The following is a 17,134-nucleotide window of genomic DNA, read 5'->3' on the forward strand; positions in this document are numbered from 1 at the left end:
CCAGCAGCGAATGCCCCTGGCCTCAAGGGCCGCGCAGACGGCATCGGCGGCGACCTTGTCCAACGAGGAATGACAGATGAACACGTCATGGGCCACTGGTTGCCCCACTCTCACCTCGTGGCGCAGAAGATCTACCGGCGGCAGATCGCCCGGTAAGCACCGGCGCGATCACCGCTGTCCGCACGCAGGCGGAAGAACCGCTGAGCCAACCGCCGCCAGGATGACGGCAAACCTCATGTCTGCATCTGTCCGTATGCGTTCAGCAGCTGCATGACCTGCCAGAGCCACCACACAAACACGACCAGCACCAGCCAGCGTTGGATACGTTGGGCTAAAGAGATTTCGTGCTGGGTGTGAGTGATGTTGCCGTGCTCATCGACGGCCACGGTGTACACCTTGGGTTTCTTGCGCAGTCCCCACCACCAGAACGGCAAGTAGATACCGCAGGTCATAAGGGTAAATAGCAGGTGTAGGACGATATACGCCGGGTGCGCGTAATCCATGCCCGTCCAAACCACGGCCGAGAACTGGCCACGCTGTTTAATTTTCGGGCCGCGTGCGCCCAAGCTGACCCTCCCATTAGGGCCGACTGTTCCGGTGTAGCTGGTGGGCTGGGTAACAAACGCCAGTTCTTGGGTCAGGATTCGAGCGCGTTCGGCGTCGCTGAGCCGCTGGGGACCCGCCCGCAGCTGAGCGGCCGTCGAGGCGACGGGTGGGGGCGGTAGCGATGCTATGTACTGAGGGTGATCCTCTGGGGGGTACCACTTTTTGTCCGACGCCTGCCACCAATCGCGCCCCTGTGGTCCGTCAGTCATGGTGGCCCACCGTGCTGAGGGATCTCCGATTTATCGCGACGCACGGCTCGGCGCGGACTGCTCCAGACGTGAATATCGACAGTGGTGCGAGGCATAGGGCGCCCCCACCGGACATCCCGAACGCTGCGAGTCCGACTTTCATGCGCTCATCCGCCGTGCTGCGTACGATGGCCCAATCTCTCTACGTCAGCGTCAATTTTTGCACGGTGTCGCGTTGCCGACACGGTTATCGGCAAACCCGGTGCCTGCCCTGCAACATTCCCGTGGAGTGATTAGAGCTCGCCGGTGAAGTCGGCGGTGAGCCAGCGGTCGGGGTGGCGTGGAAGAGGATTTCCGCTAGCGGTTTGAGTCGCTGCCCGAGCCGACACGGCGACTTCTGCTCATCGCGGCGGCCGACGCGGCCCAGGCGGACGGACTCGCCAGATTCGACGCCCGCGTGTGCGCTACGGCTGGTGGTACCGGGGGCACCACCAGCCGGGCAGGTACTCGACGTAGTTCGATGGGGCGAGTTGGCCGGGTGCGACGTGAATGACGTCGCGGACATCAATCGGCTGTTGCGGTGTCCCCCAGGGAGATTCGGGCTGATAGCTCTGGCGCGGGTCAGGAACGAATACGCCCGGTACGAGTTCACTGGTGCCGTAGGGGCCGAGATCCCCTGGTTTGACGGTCGTGATCTTGGCGATGTCCAGCGGGTACTGCGCCGGGGGCGGCGGGTCGTGCATCGTCAGCGAGTTGTCCTGGTAGGGGTAGTACAGGTCGGGCCCAATCTGCGTGTATCCAGAGGGCGCCTTCTGCCCCTCGGGGACGTGAATGATCTTGGTGACGTCAATCCAGTAGCGCGGATCCTTGCCGTGCGGCGGGTCGGCCAGCGGTGGGGCTTGCGGCACGTCCCCGTGCCCGTAGTTCAGTGCGCGGACCTGTGCGGCGACATCACCGGCTTGCTGCCGGGCCGCGCTCACGACCTCGTTGGCCTGCGCCACCTGAGAGCGCAGCGCGGCGAGGATTGTCCGTTGCGCTGCGGGCGTCTGGGCTGTCTCCGCAGCTTGTGCGATCGTGCGTGTTTGTGCGGCGATCGCGTCCAGGTGGCTTGCGCCTATCTCAGTCGCCATCGCCGCAGCGCTGAGCTGCGTCTGCAACGCGGCGTCGGTTCCACTGGCATTCATCAGGATCTGGGATTGGGTGGTGACAAAGTCACGATGCCGATTGATCAAGTCACCGGACAACTCCGCCGCGCGCTCCCCTGCGTCGGCGACCGATCGCCCCGCGGCTTGAAGCGACGCACCCGCCTGCGGCACCGATTCGGGCGACGACGCGAACAAGGAGCGTGCGCGATCGACCACAGCCTGGACTTCGGCAGCTGCCTGCGCAACGGACACCCATCAAGTATCCCTTAGGGTCCGCCGTGGTCGCGACAGGAAATGGCGGCCGTGGGGTCTGAACTTGTGCATGAACCGGCCGTCAGCCTCGAATATTGTGAAATGAGATCGGCATCCTCGCTTTATGGAACAGGCCCGCGATGAGTCGGGATAGCTGACGGCAGTAGATGTCAAGAGCGGCAGCTCAATTCGTCGTATGCGAAAGAAGGGTCAATGAGCGACAGCCCCGCAGCCACTCCGGCGGTTGGCGGCGCAGCCCGTGGTGTCGCACGGTTCTACTGGTGCTGGCTGGTTTTCGCTACCACGGTGTCGGTGCTCGGCAACATCACTCACGCACTTCTGGTCGCGCCGAGCGGCTTTCGACTGCTCGCAGCTGTGGCTTCCGTCGTGCCGCCGGCCTTCGTATTGGGGTCCACACATTCGGTTGCCCTGAGCTTACGGACCCGCCGTTTCGCCGTGGCCTACGTGATGGGGCTGTTGATGACGATCGGCATCGCGGCATGCGCGTTCTTTCTCTCCTTCGATGCGCTGCGCGCGCTCGCGGTGATCCTCGGGTGGCCGCCAGACAGAGCGTGGCTGTTTCCGGTCGCGATCGACGTATCGATTGCCCAGGCGACCTTCGGGCTGCTGTCACTGACGCCCGAACCAACGCATTCGGCACACCCACCGCCAACGTGTGTCGAAGATCAGCCTGCCGTGGTGGCGCCGGGACCGCGAGCGCGAAAACAACTGCCACGCAACCGCGCCGCGGTGAGTGCAGGTCGACTCACGGAGGCGTCCACCGCAGTTTCAGTACAACCATCAGATGCGACGAACGATGTGGTGGCGAATGTCAACGACACTCGCAATCAGCCGGCAGAGCCGACCGAGGCCACGCGTTGGAAGCACACCGCACACCAACTTGTCCGCAACGGGACGACATCCAAAGACCCGGAGACCGTCGCCGCGATACTCGCCGAACACGCAGCCGGCACTGCCCCAGGCACCATCAGCCGTCGGCGCGGCGTGCACCACAGCACAGTGGGACGCATCCTGGCCGGCGCCGCCGACCTCACGCGCTAGCCGTACTGCACACGATCATCGGTGTAGGCGTTTGGCGTTTGCCCGGCCGGTCACCGGGGATCTCGACATGGGGCTTGGCCCAGTTCCCGATGTTTACTGCGGAGAGTGCTAGCGAGAGCCCGGAAGTTCCACAGGTTGGAGGCCAGCGCCGATAAATCCGCCATACGTGATACCGAGGGCTTCCGATCGATGTGGAAACCGCGTCAGGTATGGGTGTTTGCACCAGCGTCGGTCGCGCCGCGCAAGAGCCGCTTTGTCGGTCGTCAGCTGTATCTCGGCTGCTGAACAATCGAGTCAGCACTAGGGAGCCCGACTCGAAATGACGACCAACGGTTAGATCATGGGGACACGCCGGTCTGGGCAGCGATTCCGGCGGTGTCTGCAACGTCGCCGGCGGTGTGGTCGAGCCAGCTCCCAGCTCCTCCGACACCGCATCTGCTGGCATCGCTCAACGACCACCGGAAGTGCACTAGAGCCGTTAACCCGACAGTCCCGGAAACGGGACCCTGACCTCTGTCGCGAGGAGTGCGCATCTGACTGCCGGCGTCAGCTCTGGCTGCTACCACTCCCGCTGTACCGGGAGTATTACGGCTGACGGGTGCGCGGCGTCGTGGTAGACGTACTGGTCGGCAGCGTGCAGTCTCGTCGCGGTGGCGCGTGGCTCGCCGGTGCCGGGGTTGCGGGCGTAACGAGGAAACGCGCCGCTGGACACCTGGGTGCGAATGCGGTGTCCCCTCTTGAAGCGGTAGGCAGTCGGCCAGAGCTGCACGGTCGCGCAGGTGAGCTTGTCGGCGCCGGCGAGGCTCACCATGCCGTCACAGACGTTGAACGACCGACCCCGAGTGTCCACATCGCACAGGCGGACGAAGACATCGGCGTAAGGCCGGCTGGAGCGGAACCAAATCTCCGCGCCGATCTCACCAATGACCTCGACGTCGTTGGGAAGGGCGGCCGTCGTGAAGGTGAGCACATCGTCGCGGGCTTCGAGCGCGGCGTTGTTCATCCGCCCTGCCTTAACGATCATCCGGATACCACCGACCGCGGGCGTCGGATGGCTCGGGTCGTAGTGGAATCGAGTGGGTATCGCGTCGTCCGGCGGCTGCTCGCTCAGGCCGCCGCCGGGTTGCAGGTGAAAGCGTTGCGCGGCGTAACCTTCCGGCGGCCAGGACTCGAAGTCACGCCAGGCTTCCTGGCCCATCACATAGAGACGCACCGGGGCGCGGTCAGGTGGTTGCTCACCGTGGGCGTGCGCGAGCCCGAAGCCGAGTGTCTCGGCGGCTCCGGTGGCTAGCACTCCCTGGGAGATGTGCGCCCACGGTCCCACCGTGAGTCGTGCGGGATTGCCTGCCGACCGCAGCGTCCGATAATCGCGGAGCTGTCCAGGGAGGAAGATGTCGTACCAACCGGCGACCGAGCTGACCGGAACGGTCACGTGCCGGACCCGGCTGGTGTGGTCGATCCCCTCCCAGCGAGGCGAATTCCTGTCGTGCTTCAGGATGTCCTGGATATACGTGGATTGTCGTCCGAGAGCGGCGACGTCGGCCTTGCCGAGCGGGAGCGTCTTCAGCGCTCGGGCTGTCTTCGGGTAGTGGAGCAGCATGTCGCGCATCTGCCGCAGCATCGCACCGCGGCGCTCCTGCTCCGCGATCATCACGCCCCACCCGAAGGATGTCTCCAGCGAGAACCCATCGGCGCGCAGGCACTCTAAGGTGAGTGCGGACTCGGTGACCTGCGGGATCATCGCCTTGACTTGAGGCGGCAGGCGGTCGGCCACCGCCCATTGCACGTACCCGAGGTAGCTCACCCCGCACAGCACGATCGAACCTCCGAACCACGGCTGCTCGATGATCCACTCAAGAGTCGCCAAGCCGTCCTCACGCTCCTGCCGAAAGGCGTCGAAGTCGCCACCGGAGCCAAATGTCCCACGCGTGCTCTGCATCAGCACCTGGTAGCCGCGCTCGGCCAGCGGTCGCGAAATAGCCGCCGCCAATGGCCCCTTCCGCCCGTACGGAGTGCGCACGAGTGCAGTCGGCAAGGAGTCGCCGCCCGATCGCGGCACTAGCCGGTCGGCCAGGAGTTCGACGCCGTCGCGCATCGGCACCCGCAGGTTCTTCTCGATAACGATGTCCCGGGTTATCGGCGGGCCCAACCGCAGCAGACGCTGGGTGAAGCGGCTCATGAAGTTCATGCTCGCCCTCGCCTCGAACACACGGGGCAGGAGACGACGCGGATTGGCCCTGGTTTCAAGCACTTTCGTACTACTCAGCCGTGGGGGATTTTGAACGGGAGCACCGCGCCGGCGTCGATCACGGAGGTCGTGCCGGTGACATAGCGACTTTCGTCAGAGGCCAGGTACACGACGGCCGCGGTGATGTCGGTTTCGTCCAGCCATGGCACGCGTAGAGCATTCATGCCCGTCATGATTTGGGCGGCCTGATCGCGGGTAGCGCCGTCAAGCCCAGTGAAGAGCTTCCATGATTGCGGGTTGGCCACCATCGGGGTGTCGACCGTACCTGGATGCACGGAGTTCACCCGGATGCCATGGGGTGCGAGCTCGACGGCCAGCGTGCGCATCAGCCCCGTGACGCCGTGTTTTGCGGCGACGTAGTGCGCTTCGTTGGGGTAGGCAATCAACCCTGCGACAGAACTGATGAGGATGATCGATCCACCACGGCCGCGGGCGACCATTTGTGGTGCTGCAGCTTTGACCGTCTTCCACACTCCTGTGAGGTTGATATCGATCATGGTCTGCCAGGTGTGCTCGTCGAGGTCCAAGGCCGGAGCGAATGATCCAATGCCGGCGTTGGCGATCACGATGTCGATGCCACCGAGGGCGCTGTCGCCCTGCTGCACCGCCGCCTGCAAGGCCGCTAGGTCGCGTACGTCCGCGACCACAGGAACGATTCGTCGGCCCAGCGCCTCAACGAGTTTCACAGTTTGGGCCAAGTCGTCCTCGGTGGCGCCAGGGTAGGGCACGGTCTCGACATCACGGCAGATATCCACCGCGATGATGTCGGCACCCTCCTCTGCCAGCCCCACGGCGTGCGCACGGCCTTGGCCCCGTGCCGCGCCAGTGATCAGCGCCACCTTTCCGGCGACCCGGGTCATCTATGACCTCCTTGTCATCTCTGTGCGCCGCCGCGGCGGCCCGTGATTGTCAGACCGCCCCCGAAACCGGTTGCGCCGCAGCGCCGTGACCCAAATCAGCGAGCAGATGGCGAACAAAGAAGTCGCGCGCCGCGCTGCTTGACTGCTCGAACACGTCCCCCTCGTAGGCATCGAAATGTCCGCCCGGAATGAACCGCAAGTCCTTCGGCTCATGTGCGGATTCATATGCAGCGCAAGCAAACTCGGTGGGTGCGAGCCGGTCTGCGACGGCGACGATCATCAGTAGCGGGACTGGACTGATGCGGGCGAGGAAGTCGGCAGGCTCAAACGATTGGAAAGCTTCCAGTGAACGCAAGGTGACTTCGTTGCGCCATGAAGGGGCCCGCTCGGCGGCCACCCTAGTGAAGAACGCGTAGCCGTCGGGCGACGGGATCACCGCTGCAGACATGGGATTCTCGTCAACCACCGGCACCATCGCGGGGGCTTCGCCGCGCGCGCGGGCCTGCCGATCGTAGGCCAAGCCCTGCCAGGTCGCTTCCCAGAAGTCACAGCGCACGAGCGCCTGAAAGTTGCGATGCCCAGAAATCATCGGGACTTGACCGCACACCGCCTTGACGCGCTTGTCAATGGCTGCCACCACGAAGGCCAGCCCGCCGCCGAAGCTCGAACCCCACACACCGATGCGGCCTGGATCGACTTCTGGGCGTGACTGAGCGAAGGTGATCGCGTCCTGCATCGCTCGTGCCTGCTGCCAGGGGTCGATTTCCTGGCGCGGAGTGCCGGCATACGCGTCGCTGGCGCCGAATCCCGGGTGGTCGTAGGCCACACAGGCCAGCCCAGCGGCCTGGAACACCCGAGCGAATTCGTCGAGATGCATTTCTTTGACCCCGCTGAAGCCGTGAACGAGGACTATGCAGGGTGCCGGCCCCCGGTTCTCGGGGGCAAAAAACCACCCGCGCAGTGTGACTCCGGCCGACTCGAACTCAATATCGTGATGCATTACATAAATGTAACGTTGCGCACGGCATATGTCTAGTGTTGATACGGCCCGCAACGCTTACCAGCTCATGCCACGACTCTTGGCCAGATTCTCGAGCGGCAGCATTCAGATGTAAGGACCAGACGGCCACCAAGATTCGGGGAGTGACCCCCGACCACCATCGTGCTGACGTCGCGATGTAGGTGTCAGCAAGATTCGCCGCGCAGCTTCGCGGTTTGGCCGTTACACCGATATCTGAGCATCGTCGAAGACGTTGGCGACCTGTTCGCGCAAGATATTGCGGCGGATTTTCCCGGTCGCGGTTTTAGGCAACTCCTGCATGAGTACCACGGCCCGCGGGCGCTTGAAAGCTGCGAGTTCCTCGCGGCACCAAGCGATCAGCGCATCGGCATCGATGGCGCCGTCACGCTGGGCGACCACGCACGCGACCGGCTTTTCCAGTCCTGCGGGGTCCAGAGCGCCGACGACAGCCGCTTCAGCGACGTCGGGGTGCCTCAATAGTCGCTCTTCAACCTCGGCCGGCGATACCCAAATCCCGCCGGCTTTGAGCATGTCGCCGCTGCGGCCCAGGCAACTGTAGGACCCGTCGCGGTTCCGCACGTACGCGTCGCCTGTTCGCAGCCAATCACCCTGGAACACCTGGCGAGTCGTATCGGCACGACACCAGTACCCGGTCGCGATGGAGGCGCCTTTCAGGTACAGGATGCCTGGCTGCTCAGGGGACTCGATCACGACACCCTCGTCGTCGCGCAGCTGGACGTCGTAACCGGGTACGGGCACACCCGATGAGCCAGGGGTGACCTGTCCGGGTCTGTTCGAAAGGAAGATGTGCAATGCCTCCGTCGAGCCGATGCCGTCGAGAACATCAATACCGAATCGCGCACGCATGCTCTGATACAGCACCGCCGGAAGCGCCTCTCCCGCCGAAATGCCCAGGCGAACGCCGCTGAATGTGTCATCGGGCAGGTCGCTGGCCAGCATCGAGGAGTAGAACGTCGGCACAGCGAAGAACAGGGTCGGTCGCGTGGTGCGGATGCAGTCGGCGATGCCGGCGGGCGTCGGTCGCTCTCGCCTGAGGATGGTCGTAGCCCCGACCGACAGCGGCAAGAAGCACGAATTGCCGATTCCGTACGCGAAGAACAGTTTGGCGACCGACAAACACCGGTCTTGTGGTCGGATCGCGAGAACTCCGGCGCCGTAATTCTCGGCAACCGAACGAATGTTGTAGTGGCGATGCATCGCCGCCTTCGGCGTGCCTGTGGTGCCCGAGGTGTACAACCACAGCGCCGGTGAATCCCCCCACGTGCCGTACGCCGTCGTTATGGGTTCGGCGCTTGTAAGGACGTCCCACTCGTGGACGGCTACACCTGCCGGCAGGTCGACCGGTGGGGCTGCATCAAACACCACGTCGGAGACCTCTGGTGCGCTAGCCACCGCAGCGGACGCCTCAGCGGCAAATTCGGTCGACGCACAGAACACTTTCGCGCGCGAATCGGCGAGCAGCTTGCCCAGTTCGTTACCGGTCAGCATCGTCGACACCGGCACCGGGACGGCACCCAGATACATGGCGGCCAGGATGGCGGTGAGCAGTTCGACGTCGTCGGCCATGCAGAGCACTACCCGCTCTTCGGCGCGGACGCCGAGCCGCTGTAATCCCCCGGCGACCCGGTGCACTGTGTCGGCCAGATCCCGATACGTCAAGGTGACTTGCGAGGTGATTACCGCCGTGCGGGAACCACGACCTTCGCGGAGATGGCGGTCGACGAGATAATCGGCCGCATTGAACACCGTGTGCGGCGACGGCGTTCGCACTGTGCACTCCATCAGCCCGCCTCTTCCCGAGTGATGACGATTCGTGGCCATCTCCGACTAAACGCAGTCATGCGACGGATCGGGATGTGACCATCGTCGCGAGGCAGCGCTGTAATCGGTCCGTGCAGCACGGATGGAGCGTATCAATATGTACTACAAAACACTAGAGATCCGCAGACGATCTGTACACCTTGATTTCGATCGAGACAGACAGGTCGTACGGGAAATGACAGCTGGAGGTTCGCAATGACCGCAGCCGCTGAGTCGATGTGTCATCCCCCGTTCGCACTCTGCCGTGGGCGGCCGTTGGGTGTCGACGTTCAGTTCTGCGGCGGCGGTAGCAGCATCGACTGCCAGGTCTGCTCGGTTGGCGCGTTTCCTGCCAGGTCGGTTCGGGTGTGCACCTGTCCGTCAGGCCCGATGTATGAGCCGGTCGCCGGATCGTAGGGCGCCACGGCTAGCGGCGGTAATGGCGATGCAGGGGGTGAGTTCTGCGGCGGTGATTGCGGAATGTCCTGCCCCGAGAGGGTGGCGTTGGGGTCGCCCTTCCAGTTGGTGCCGTCGTTGAGGGGCACGTAGGTCTCGTCGCTTTCGCACATCTTGACCGTTGGCGCCCGCTTACCCGGAACCGTTGCGCAAGGGGCGTTGCGGGCGCCGCGCACCGCAACCAGATTCGAGTCCTGCGGAACCCGGCAGTACAGATCGCCGGCAGCCACGTCGGGATAGTCTTCGAACGTCGGGTTGCGGCGTTGCTGAGCGGGTAGGAATCCAGTCGTACATGGCGGCGGCAGATTCAAATTCAGGTTGAAGTCCAACTGTGCGCCGCGGTAGTCCTGTTTGGTGTTACGCCCAGCAACTACGGCACCCTGGTATTCGGAGACGAGTTGCGGGTACAGCACAAGGATCTGCTCGATGTTGGGCTGATAGGCGATGCCCACTTGGCCGATGCTGACGAAGTTGGCCAACAGTATCGGCACCGTGGGCTGAACCCGTTCGAAGACGTGCTGAATCTCGGCGGCCGAATTGGGGCCGGTCTGCAGAAGCCCTGCGACCGCGGAGTCGTTGGTGCGCAGTTGATCTGTGATGGTGGCCAGATGCGCCGCCCAGGCGTGGATGGCGTCGGCGGTGTCGGCCTGCGAATCCAGCACTGGCGCAGACTGATCGATCAGTGTAGTGATCGCATCAAGGTTGGTGCGTGCGTCGATGGCCAGGGTTGTCGAGCCTTTGACCAGACGTGACAGGTCTGGGCCCAATCCGGCGAAAGCGGTATAACTTTCGTCGACGACGGTCTTGAGATCGGTCCGGGGGATGGCCTGCAGTCCGCGGTTGGTGGCCGCGATGATGCCGTTGACATCGGGCGGCACCGATGCGTGGCTAATCGGGATGACATCGCCGTTTTTCAGCGACGCGGACGTTGCACTTCTTGGGGTCAGCGCGACGTATTGCTCACCGAGTGAGCTCACACTGTGCACCTGGGCGTCCAGATCCGAGGGGATCGATATGTCTGAGCGCAGCGAAAGAACCGCTACCACACCGCCTTTGGACAGGTGAATATCGGTGACCCGCCCCACTTCAGTTCCGCGGTAAGTGACGTTGGCGCTCCTATACAACCCACCGGATGACGGAAGCTCGACTGTGACGGTGTAGCGCCCAACGCCGAAAAGCGTCGCCGGCAACCGCATGTAGCCGAAGACCATGATGGCGCCGGCGACCAGCGCCACTACGGCACAGATCGCCAACTGAATCTTGGTCCGATTGTCGAGATGCATTGTCAGCGCCCCTGGTCGGTGCGATAGGGAGCGATCAGCGGGTTTCCCGCGGTGTAGGGGCTCGGGGTCTGCCCTATCGTGCGGCCCCACTGCATCTCCAACTCAGTGAGGTTGCCTTGCCAGCGAGTACCGGTGAAGAACGCGGTGTCGAGCCGGCTCAGTGTCAGGTCCAAGACCAGAGTCAAGTTGGCGTAGTCACCGCGAAACGCGTTGCGGATGTCTTCTTTGATCCATGGGAACGTCGTCAGCCAGCTCAGTGAGCGGGTAAGTGCCGGGCCCGCGTTGGCGAGGGACTCCAACACGGGTCCGAGATCCTTGAGCTCCTGGATGAGGTTGTCCTTCGTCTGGGCAGCGACGTCAGCAGTCAACGCACTGAACTTGCCGAACCTGTCCAACGCGTCGGCCAGGGCATCGCGCTGGTCCTTGAGGATCTGCAGCGCATCGGGAATCGTCCGGAATGCCTCATCGAGTGTGGGTTTCTCCGCCGCGAACTGGCCGGCCAGATTGTTGAGGCTGTCGGTGGCAGCGATGACGTCGCCGGTTTGGGCGTTGACACGGCTGATGAACTGGTCGAGCTGACCGATCAGGCTCTTGAGGTCCTGCTCTCGTCCGGCGAATGCGGTGCTGAATTCTTTGGTGATCGTTTGAATTTGCCCCACTCCCCCGCCGTTGAACAGAAGCGAAAGCGCGGCCAGTGTTTGTTCGGTGGTCGGATAGACGCCGGCCGATGCCAGCGGTATCAGCGACCCATTGTGCAGGCGGCCCTCAGGTGCGGCACCGGTGGGCGGGGCCAGTTCGACGTGCGGTGAGCCGAAGATCGACGTTTGCCCGATGGTCGCAGTCGCATTGGCGGGCAGGTTCACATCGCCGTTGAGAGTCATCGTGATCAAACCGTGCCAACCCTGGCGCTCGATCTTGGTGACCGTGCCGACGTTGACATCACCAACCCGTACGCGCGAGTTACGCTCCAGGGTGGTGACATCGGGCAGTTGCGCCTGAACTTCGAACGCGCCAGCACCGCGACCTTCCGTACCCGGCATCGGCAGCGAGTTCAGTCCTTGCCACCCGCAACCGGATGTGCACGACACGGTGAGTGCCGCGATGACCACGATCGTCGCGCGCCGCAGTGGCATTATTCTCACGGACCGACCCCTGGGGGAACCATCATGCCCGGCAGCCCTGCGGCGGGATCGGCCGCTTGCGCAGACTCCGCAGGTAACGGCGGATCCGTCGGCGGTGACGCTGTCCCGGTGGGCGCCTCCTGGGATGGCAGTGCGGCTGGAGGCTGGGGCGCAACATAATCAGGTCGCATCCAATCCTCGCTGTAGGTGATCTCGTTGGGACGCGCCTGCGCCCCGACGAAGAAGTTCTGTCCGATGGGCAGGAAGTTGTATTGGCGGTTCTTGACGATCGGCGCCAGGTACTGCACGCACAACTTCGCTGACTGCTCGGCGCCTAACCGCGAGGCGGCTTGTATTGCGCCGCAAATGAACTGGATCGGATTGGCGAAGTTGGTCAACTCCAGCGCTCCGGACAGCGACGCCTGTGCCGGTTGGTAGGTGTTGGACAGGTTCTGGGCGACCGTTGGCAGACTGTGCAGGAACTGCTTGATGTCGTCGAGGCTGTCGGCCAGGGCGCCAGTGACCCCAGCGGCCTTATCGCTGGTGGTGCCGATTGTTTCGCGGGTGTCGGCCAGGAAGCTGCGCACGTCGCCGACTGCAGTGTTGAGGTCGTCGATGGCGCGGCCGATCTCGTTCGGGTCGTTGGCCAGCAGCGCGCTCATCGCGGCGAAGTTGCGGTTGAGCTGCACCATCAGGTCACTACTTGACTGCAGCGCAGCGACGAGCACCGAAAGGTTCTTCACGCTACCGAATGCGTCTGCACTGTGGTCACCGAGCGCTGAGAATGCTTGCGACAGTTTGATTAACGTGTCGCGGATGTTCGCGCCTTGGCCGCGCAGGTTGTCTGCAGCAGTGCTGATAAATGCGCCCAGTGTGCTCACACCACCCGGCTGGGTGGGTTGCAGCGTCGCGGTGACCTTGTCGAGTTGCTTGCGTAGGTCGTCCCATTCCACCGGCACCGCGGTGCGGTCCTCAGGAATCACCGCGCCCTCCCCCAGAGTCGGACCGCCGGTGTAAACAGGGGTCAGCTGGATGGCTCGCGCGGTAACCAGTGTCGGAGCCAAGATCACAGCCTTCGCATCTACAGGCACGTGGTAGGCATCATCGATCCAGAACGAAATCTTGGCGCGCATCGGCTGGGGTTCGATCCTGTCGATCGCCCCCACCGGAACACCGAGAATGCGGACCTCGTCGCCAACGAAAACCCCGTTGCTGTTGTCGAAATAGGCGACGAGGTGGGTTCTTTTGGCTTCCTGCCACATGGTGCGCGCGACCACCACGACTCCGGCGACGAGTGTGACTACCAGGGCGAGTGCCAGTGCGATGCGAGCGCGGCCTGCGCTGACCATCATCACCCCTGCCCCGGCTGAGAGGGTGCTGTTTCGTTGGGTGCCGGAACACGGACGGGCGACGGTGTCGGCTCGGATGTCGAGGCGAGGTTTGGCGGCGGCAGAGCTGGCGGCCCGGGCGGCGGACCGCCGGGCGGCGGAGCAGGCGGCGGCTCGCGGTACGGGTAGCGGGGATCGCCAGGGTTACCGGTAATCGCGTCGGGCAGTGTGAGATTGGGTTCGCCGCCCTGCCCCGTGCGCGGGTAAGGCACCGGCAGGGCCGGAGTTCCGCGTTGCCCCGTCTGGGGGTCCGACAGTTGCGACGGCGCTAGCACGTTCGGATCGAGACCCAGGTCGGAGAACGCGGAGTCGATGAAGGGTTGCAGGAACTGACCCGGAATCAGGTTGGCGACGTACGCCTTGAAGAACGGCCCCGAAGCCAGCGATTCGCCGAGCCGCATTATCACTTGCGGCGCAAGCTTGAGCGCTTCTTGGACCTTTTGCTTACGGTTGTCGACGATCGTCAACACGCCGTTGAGTTTGTCCAGGGCGGGTCGCAATGATTCGCGGTTGTCGGCGACCAATCCCGACAACTGCCGCGCCATCGCAGAGAGGTGTCCTGAGATTTGATCGAGGGCGTTGCGCTGGATGAGCAGTTGCGACAGTAATGCGTTGGTGTCAGAAATCAGACTGACCACCTGATCGGTGCGCCGAGCCAGCACGGCGGTTGTTTTGTTCGCGTTGGTGAGCAGGGAACGAAGCTGGGTATCGCGTGCATCGAGGGTTTGGGAGAACCGGGCCACACTGTCTACCGCAGCTTTGAGATCCGGTGGAGTGTCCTGGAAGGTCTGGGCCAAGACTTGTAGCGACTGTGACACATGCTCGGTATCGAGGTCGTTGATCGTCGACGCCAAATCGCCTAGCGCATCGGGCAGTTGGTAGGGCGATGTGGTGCGTTCGATCGGAATCGTTTCGGTGAGCCGGCCGTCCCCGCGAGGCAGGATGTCGAGGATCTTGGCTCCCAGCACGCTTTTAGTTTTGATCTGCGCCTCGGTGCGTTGCCCGAGATGAATGTCGTCGTGGATGGTGAATTTCACCAGCACACGCGGCCCGTCCAGCTCGATGCTGGAGACTTTGCCGACGCGGAATCCCGATACCTGAACGGCGGCGCCCGAGCGCAGGCCTCCGGCGTCGGCGAAGTAGGCCGCGTAGTGGTCGTCTTGGTTGACGAACGGCAGTTTGTCGTATTGCAGTGCCGCGACGCTGATGGCGGTCATGACGCTGATGCCGATGGCGCCGAGGATGAAGGGATTGCGGTCAGCGAGCGGTTTCATTTCGGTGCGCACCTTCCGGTGGTCTGACCGGCGACCTTGACATAAACCGGTTGGCCACCCTTGCCGTTGAGCTTGAGCACCGCGTCACACAGATAGAAGCTGAAGAAATCGCCGTAGATGCCCTGTCGTGCCAGTGCGCGGTAGGCATCGGGCAGGGTGTTGATCAAATCGTCGAAGTAGTCGTGGTCGGCGACGACGATTCCGGCGGCGCGGTCGGTTTCCGTAACGACCTTCTGCGCCGGCGGGCGTGCCTGGGTGAGGAAGTCGGCAAGCTCGGCCGACGCGTTATCGGTGTGGGCGACGGCGTTGGCGATATCGGCTTTGCGTGCGGCAAGCCCCTTGACCAGTTCCGACAGCGACGTGACCGACTTGTCGAACTGGTCGCTTTGGTCAGCGATCGACCCGAGCACAGTGTTGAGGTTGGTGATGACTTGGCCGATCAGCTCATCACGGTCGGCAAGCGTGCTAGCAACCGAGGAGGTCTGGGCCAAAAAGGAACTGATCGTAGTGCCCTGCCCCTGAAAAGCAGCGATCAGCTGACCAGTTAACGCGTTGACCTGTTGAGGATCCAGCGCCTTAAACAGTGGCTTGAAGCCTCCGATCAGCTGGTCGAGATCCAGCGCCGGCTGGGTGCGCGCGAGCGGGATGGCCTGCCCCGGCTGCAGAGGCTTGCCGGATTCTGCGCCCTCCTCCAACGCTAGGTACCGATTGCCGTATGGGTCTTGCCAGCGGATCGCTGCGCGTGTCGCGTCGGTGAGCATGACGGAGTCTTCTACCGAGAATTGAACAGTCACAACAGCGTTGGGTGCGATGCTCATTTTCTGCACCTTGCCGACTTCGACGCCGGCGATTCGTACGAAGTTACCCTGCTTTAACCCTGAGCCATCGGCGAATTCCGCCCGGTAGACCATCTCGTCCTGAAATCGCAGCTGCGCGAATACCATAACTAAAGCAAAGAGCGCGACCAGGCAAACCGCAGCGAAGATCGACAGACGCCAGATCGCACCCGCCAAGTTTTCTTTCATGGCTGCTGTCCTTTATGTTGGCCTGTCACGGTGCTGGCGGTCCTGGTGGCGGTGGTGGTGGCGGGGGCACACCGGGGTAGAGCGGCGTCCCGTCGGGTGCGTAGAGCTTTGCGCCCTGTGGTGGGGCGCCCGGATAGGGCATCGGCCCGATCGCTGGGCCCGGCAGGCATTGCCGGATGCTGGCCTGTTGGGGCACCGCCCGGGTGGCTGGCAGGAAGTCAGCCCAGCAGGGGTGGCCGATCCCGGGGTTGGTGCGGATGTCGGTGCCCGTCCCCCACCCCGTATTGGTGACCAACTGACGCACCGGGAAGTTCTTGCTGGCGTCGGGAAGCGAGCCGCAGCCGGGCTTGCCGCCGGGGCCACCCTTCGCAGCGATGACGGGCAGATTGTCCGGATATTGGTAGGGATCGTCGCCGAGCAGGAAGGTGGAATCGGTGACAAGGGTCCGCCCGTTGCCACCCAAGGTGTCGTGCCCCCCGTTGTCGATGAAGTCTTTGGCGCCCAACAGCAGACAGGTGTATTCGGGGTTGTACTTCATCAGCAGGCTGGTAGTGGGCGCTGCGGCATTGACGGCGTTGATGAGGTTGTCCCTGTTGGGTGCCAGCAGGTTGATGCCGGCATCCGAGAAGCCAATGGTGTTGAGCAGCAACGCATCCAGATCGGTAGCGTGGCGGGTGATGGTGGTTGCCGTGACGCTGGCCGATTTCAAGGACGCCAGGATGTTTGGGGCCGCACCCCCGTAGGCGTCGGAGAACCCCTTCAATGACCGCCAGTCGGCGGCGATTTGGTCCATGCGTGGATTGATCGCGAGCAGCAGCTGGTTGGCGGAGGTGGTGGCTTCACCGATGCGCTGACCCTGGCCGCGCACACCGTCTGCCAATGCGCTCAGGGTGGCGTTGAGCTTGGCGACGTCGATCTGCTTGAGCACCCCGACCAGGTTTTCGAAGACGGTGTTCACTTCTGTGCTGACGTTTCGTGAGTGCAGCACCGCTCCAGCGGCTAACGGCTGCGGACTCGGATCGGCTGGCGAGATGAGGTCAACGTACTTGGCGCCGAATGCGGTGGTCGCGTTGATCTCGGCAACGACATTGGCCGGGATGTATTTCATTTGGTCGGGCGAGATTTCGAGCGTGAGGCGCACTGGCCCGTCGCCGCCGCTGATGGCGCCGACCTGTCCGATGTCGATGCCCCGCATCTTGACTTTGGCGCCGGTCTCCATCACCAGACCTGCGCGTTCTGAGGTCAGGGTCACCGAGTCGGCGCGACTGAATTCGCCGAAGAAGAAACCCGAGCAGACGACCACGAATCCCGTGAGGGCGACAGTAAGTATCAGCGTCCACCACGCTGGGTGCAGACGTCGTCGGTCCCTGCTGGTGTCCATCGG

Annotated in this window: 13 protein-coding genes; 1 reads left to right on the top strand and 12 read right to left on the bottom strand. The window is 63.4% G+C overall.

What is annotated here, in order from left to right:
• Positions 1-233 precede the first annotated feature (233 nt).
• Both J3E61_RS33840 and J3E61_RS33845 read right to left on the bottom strand, forming a co-directional pair.
• Positions 234-815 (bottom strand): DUF4234 domain-containing protein, encoded by a 582-nt coding sequence (locus tag J3E61_RS33840; protein ID WP_210087011.1) that lies wholly within the window; start codon positions 813-815, stop codon positions 234-236.
• 443 nt (positions 816-1,258) lie between these two features.
• Entirely contained in the window at positions 1,259-1,537 is a 279-nt protein-coding gene (locus J3E61_RS33845; RefSeq protein ID WP_210087064.1) for a hypothetical protein, read from the bottom strand.
• A gap of 867 nt (positions 1,538-2,404) precedes the next feature.
• Between J3E61_RS33845 and J3E61_RS33850 the strand changes: the two genes are divergently transcribed.
• A complete protein-coding gene (locus J3E61_RS33850) occupies positions 2,405-3,253 on the top strand; it encodes a DUF2637 domain-containing protein (RefSeq protein WP_210087012.1) in 849 nt (282 codons plus the stop codon).
• Positions 3,254-3,812: 559 nt separating this feature from the next.
• On the opposite strand, the gene J3E61_RS33855 is transcribed toward J3E61_RS33850, so the two are convergent.
• The 10 genes from J3E61_RS33855 to J3E61_RS33900 all read right to left on the bottom strand — a co-directional run bounded on the left by J3E61_RS33855 (position 3,813) and on the right by J3E61_RS33900 (position 17,131).
• Positions 3,813-5,432, bottom strand: coding sequence for a CocE/NonD family hydrolase (locus J3E61_RS33855; RefSeq protein WP_210087013.1), 1,620 nt, complete (start codon positions 5,430-5,432; stop codon positions 3,813-3,815).
• An 83-nt stretch (positions 5,433-5,515) separates the two neighbouring features.
• Positions 5,516-6,361 carry a mycofactocin-coupled SDR family oxidoreductase gene (locus J3E61_RS33860; protein ID WP_210087014.1) on the bottom strand — a complete coding sequence of 282 codons (846 nt, stop codon included), beginning with the start codon at positions 6,359-6,361 and terminating at the stop codon, positions 5,516-5,518.
• 49 nt (positions 6,362-6,410) lie between these two features.
• A complete protein-coding gene (locus tag J3E61_RS33865) occupies positions 6,411-7,361 on the bottom strand; it encodes an alpha/beta fold hydrolase (protein WP_210087015.1) in 951 nt (316 codons plus the stop codon).
• A gap of 222 nt (positions 7,362-7,583) precedes the next feature.
• The gene (locus tag J3E61_RS33870; RefSeq protein ID WP_210087016.1) at positions 7,584-9,185 is read right to left on the bottom strand and encodes a benzoate-CoA ligase family protein; all 1,602 of its coding nucleotides are present in this window, start codon (positions 9,183-9,185) and stop codon (positions 7,584-7,586) included.
• Positions 9,186-9,493: 308 nt separating this feature from the next.
• Positions 9,494-10,942, bottom strand: coding sequence for an MCE family protein (locus J3E61_RS33875; RefSeq protein WP_210087017.1), 1,449 nt, complete (start codon positions 10,940-10,942; stop codon positions 9,494-9,496).
• A gap of 2 nt (positions 10,943-10,944) precedes the next feature.
• Positions 10,945-12,075, bottom strand: coding sequence for an MCE family protein (locus J3E61_RS33880; RefSeq protein ID WP_210087065.1), 1,131 nt, complete (start codon positions 12,073-12,075; stop codon positions 10,945-10,947).
• Between the two features lie 5 nt (positions 12,076-12,080).
• Positions 12,081-13,412, bottom strand: a complete 1,332-nt coding sequence (locus J3E61_RS33885) for an MCE family protein (protein WP_210087066.1) — start codon at positions 13,410-13,412, stop codon at positions 12,081-12,083.
• Between the two features lie 2 nt (positions 13,413-13,414).
• On the bottom strand, positions 13,415-14,725 hold the full coding sequence (locus J3E61_RS33890) for an MCE family protein (RefSeq protein ID WP_210087018.1): 1,311 nt from the start codon (positions 14,723-14,725) through the stop codon (positions 13,415-13,417).
• Positions 14,722-15,750, bottom strand: coding sequence for a virulence factor Mce family protein (locus tag J3E61_RS33895; protein ID WP_210087019.1), 1,029 nt, complete (start codon positions 15,748-15,750; stop codon positions 14,722-14,724). The genes J3E61_RS33890 and J3E61_RS33895 overlap by 4 nt, the downstream gene beginning before the upstream one ends.
• A gap of 25 nt (positions 15,751-15,775) precedes the next feature.
• A complete protein-coding gene (locus tag J3E61_RS33900) occupies positions 15,776-17,131 on the bottom strand; it encodes an MCE family protein (RefSeq protein ID WP_210087020.1) in 1,356 nt (451 codons plus the stop codon).
• Positions 17,132-17,134: the final 3 nt, after the last annotated feature.

Source organism: Mycobacterium sp. OAE908 (assembly GCF_017872775.1).
GTDB lineage: Bacteria > Actinomycetota > Actinomycetes > Mycobacteriales > Mycobacteriaceae > Mycobacterium.

Bases quoted from the DNA above. Each gene is read 5' to 3' on its own strand.
- J3E61_RS33840 (WP_210087011.1), bottom strand. From the start codon at position 815: ATGACTGACGGACCACAGGGGCGCGATTGGTGGCAGGCGTCGGACAAA.
- J3E61_RS33845 (WP_210087064.1), bottom strand. From the start codon at position 1,537: ATGCACGACCCGCCGCCCCCGGCGCAGTACCCGCTGGACATCGCCAAG.
- J3E61_RS33850 (WP_210087012.1), top strand. From the start codon at position 2,405: ATGAGCGACAGCCCCGCAGCCACTCCGGCGGTTGGCGGCGCAGCCCGT.
- J3E61_RS33855 (WP_210087013.1), bottom strand. From the start codon at position 5,432: ATGAGCCGCTTCACCCAGCGTCTGCTGCGGTTGGGCCCGCCGATAACC.
- J3E61_RS33860 (WP_210087014.1), bottom strand. From the start codon at position 6,361: ATGACCCGGGTCGCCGGAAAGGTGGCGCTGATCACTGGCGCGGCACGG.
- J3E61_RS33865 (WP_210087015.1), bottom strand. From the start codon at position 7,361: ATGCATCACGATATTGAGTTCGAGTCGGCCGGAGTCACACTGCGCGGG.
- J3E61_RS33870 (WP_210087016.1), bottom strand. From the start codon at position 9,185: ATGGAGTGCACAGTGCGAACGCCGTCGCCGCACACGGTGTTCAATGCG.
- J3E61_RS33875 (WP_210087017.1), bottom strand. From the start codon at position 10,942: ATGCATCTCGACAATCGGACCAAGATTCAGTTGGCGATCTGTGCCGTA.
- J3E61_RS33880 (WP_210087065.1), bottom strand. From the start codon at position 12,075: ATGCCACTGCGGCGCGCGACGATCGTGGTCATCGCGGCACTCACCGTG.
- J3E61_RS33885 (WP_210087066.1), bottom strand. From the start codon at position 13,412: ATGGTCAGCGCAGGCCGCGCTCGCATCGCACTGGCACTCGCCCTGGTA.
- J3E61_RS33890 (WP_210087018.1), bottom strand. From the start codon at position 14,725: ATGAAACCGCTCGCTGACCGCAATCCCTTCATCCTCGGCGCCATCGGC.
- J3E61_RS33895 (WP_210087019.1), bottom strand. From the start codon at position 15,750: ATGAAAGAAAACTTGGCGGGTGCGATCTGGCGTCTGTCGATCTTCGCT.
- J3E61_RS33900 (WP_210087020.1), bottom strand. From the start codon at position 17,131: ATGGACACCAGCAGGGACCGACGACGTCTGCACCCAGCGTGGTGGACG.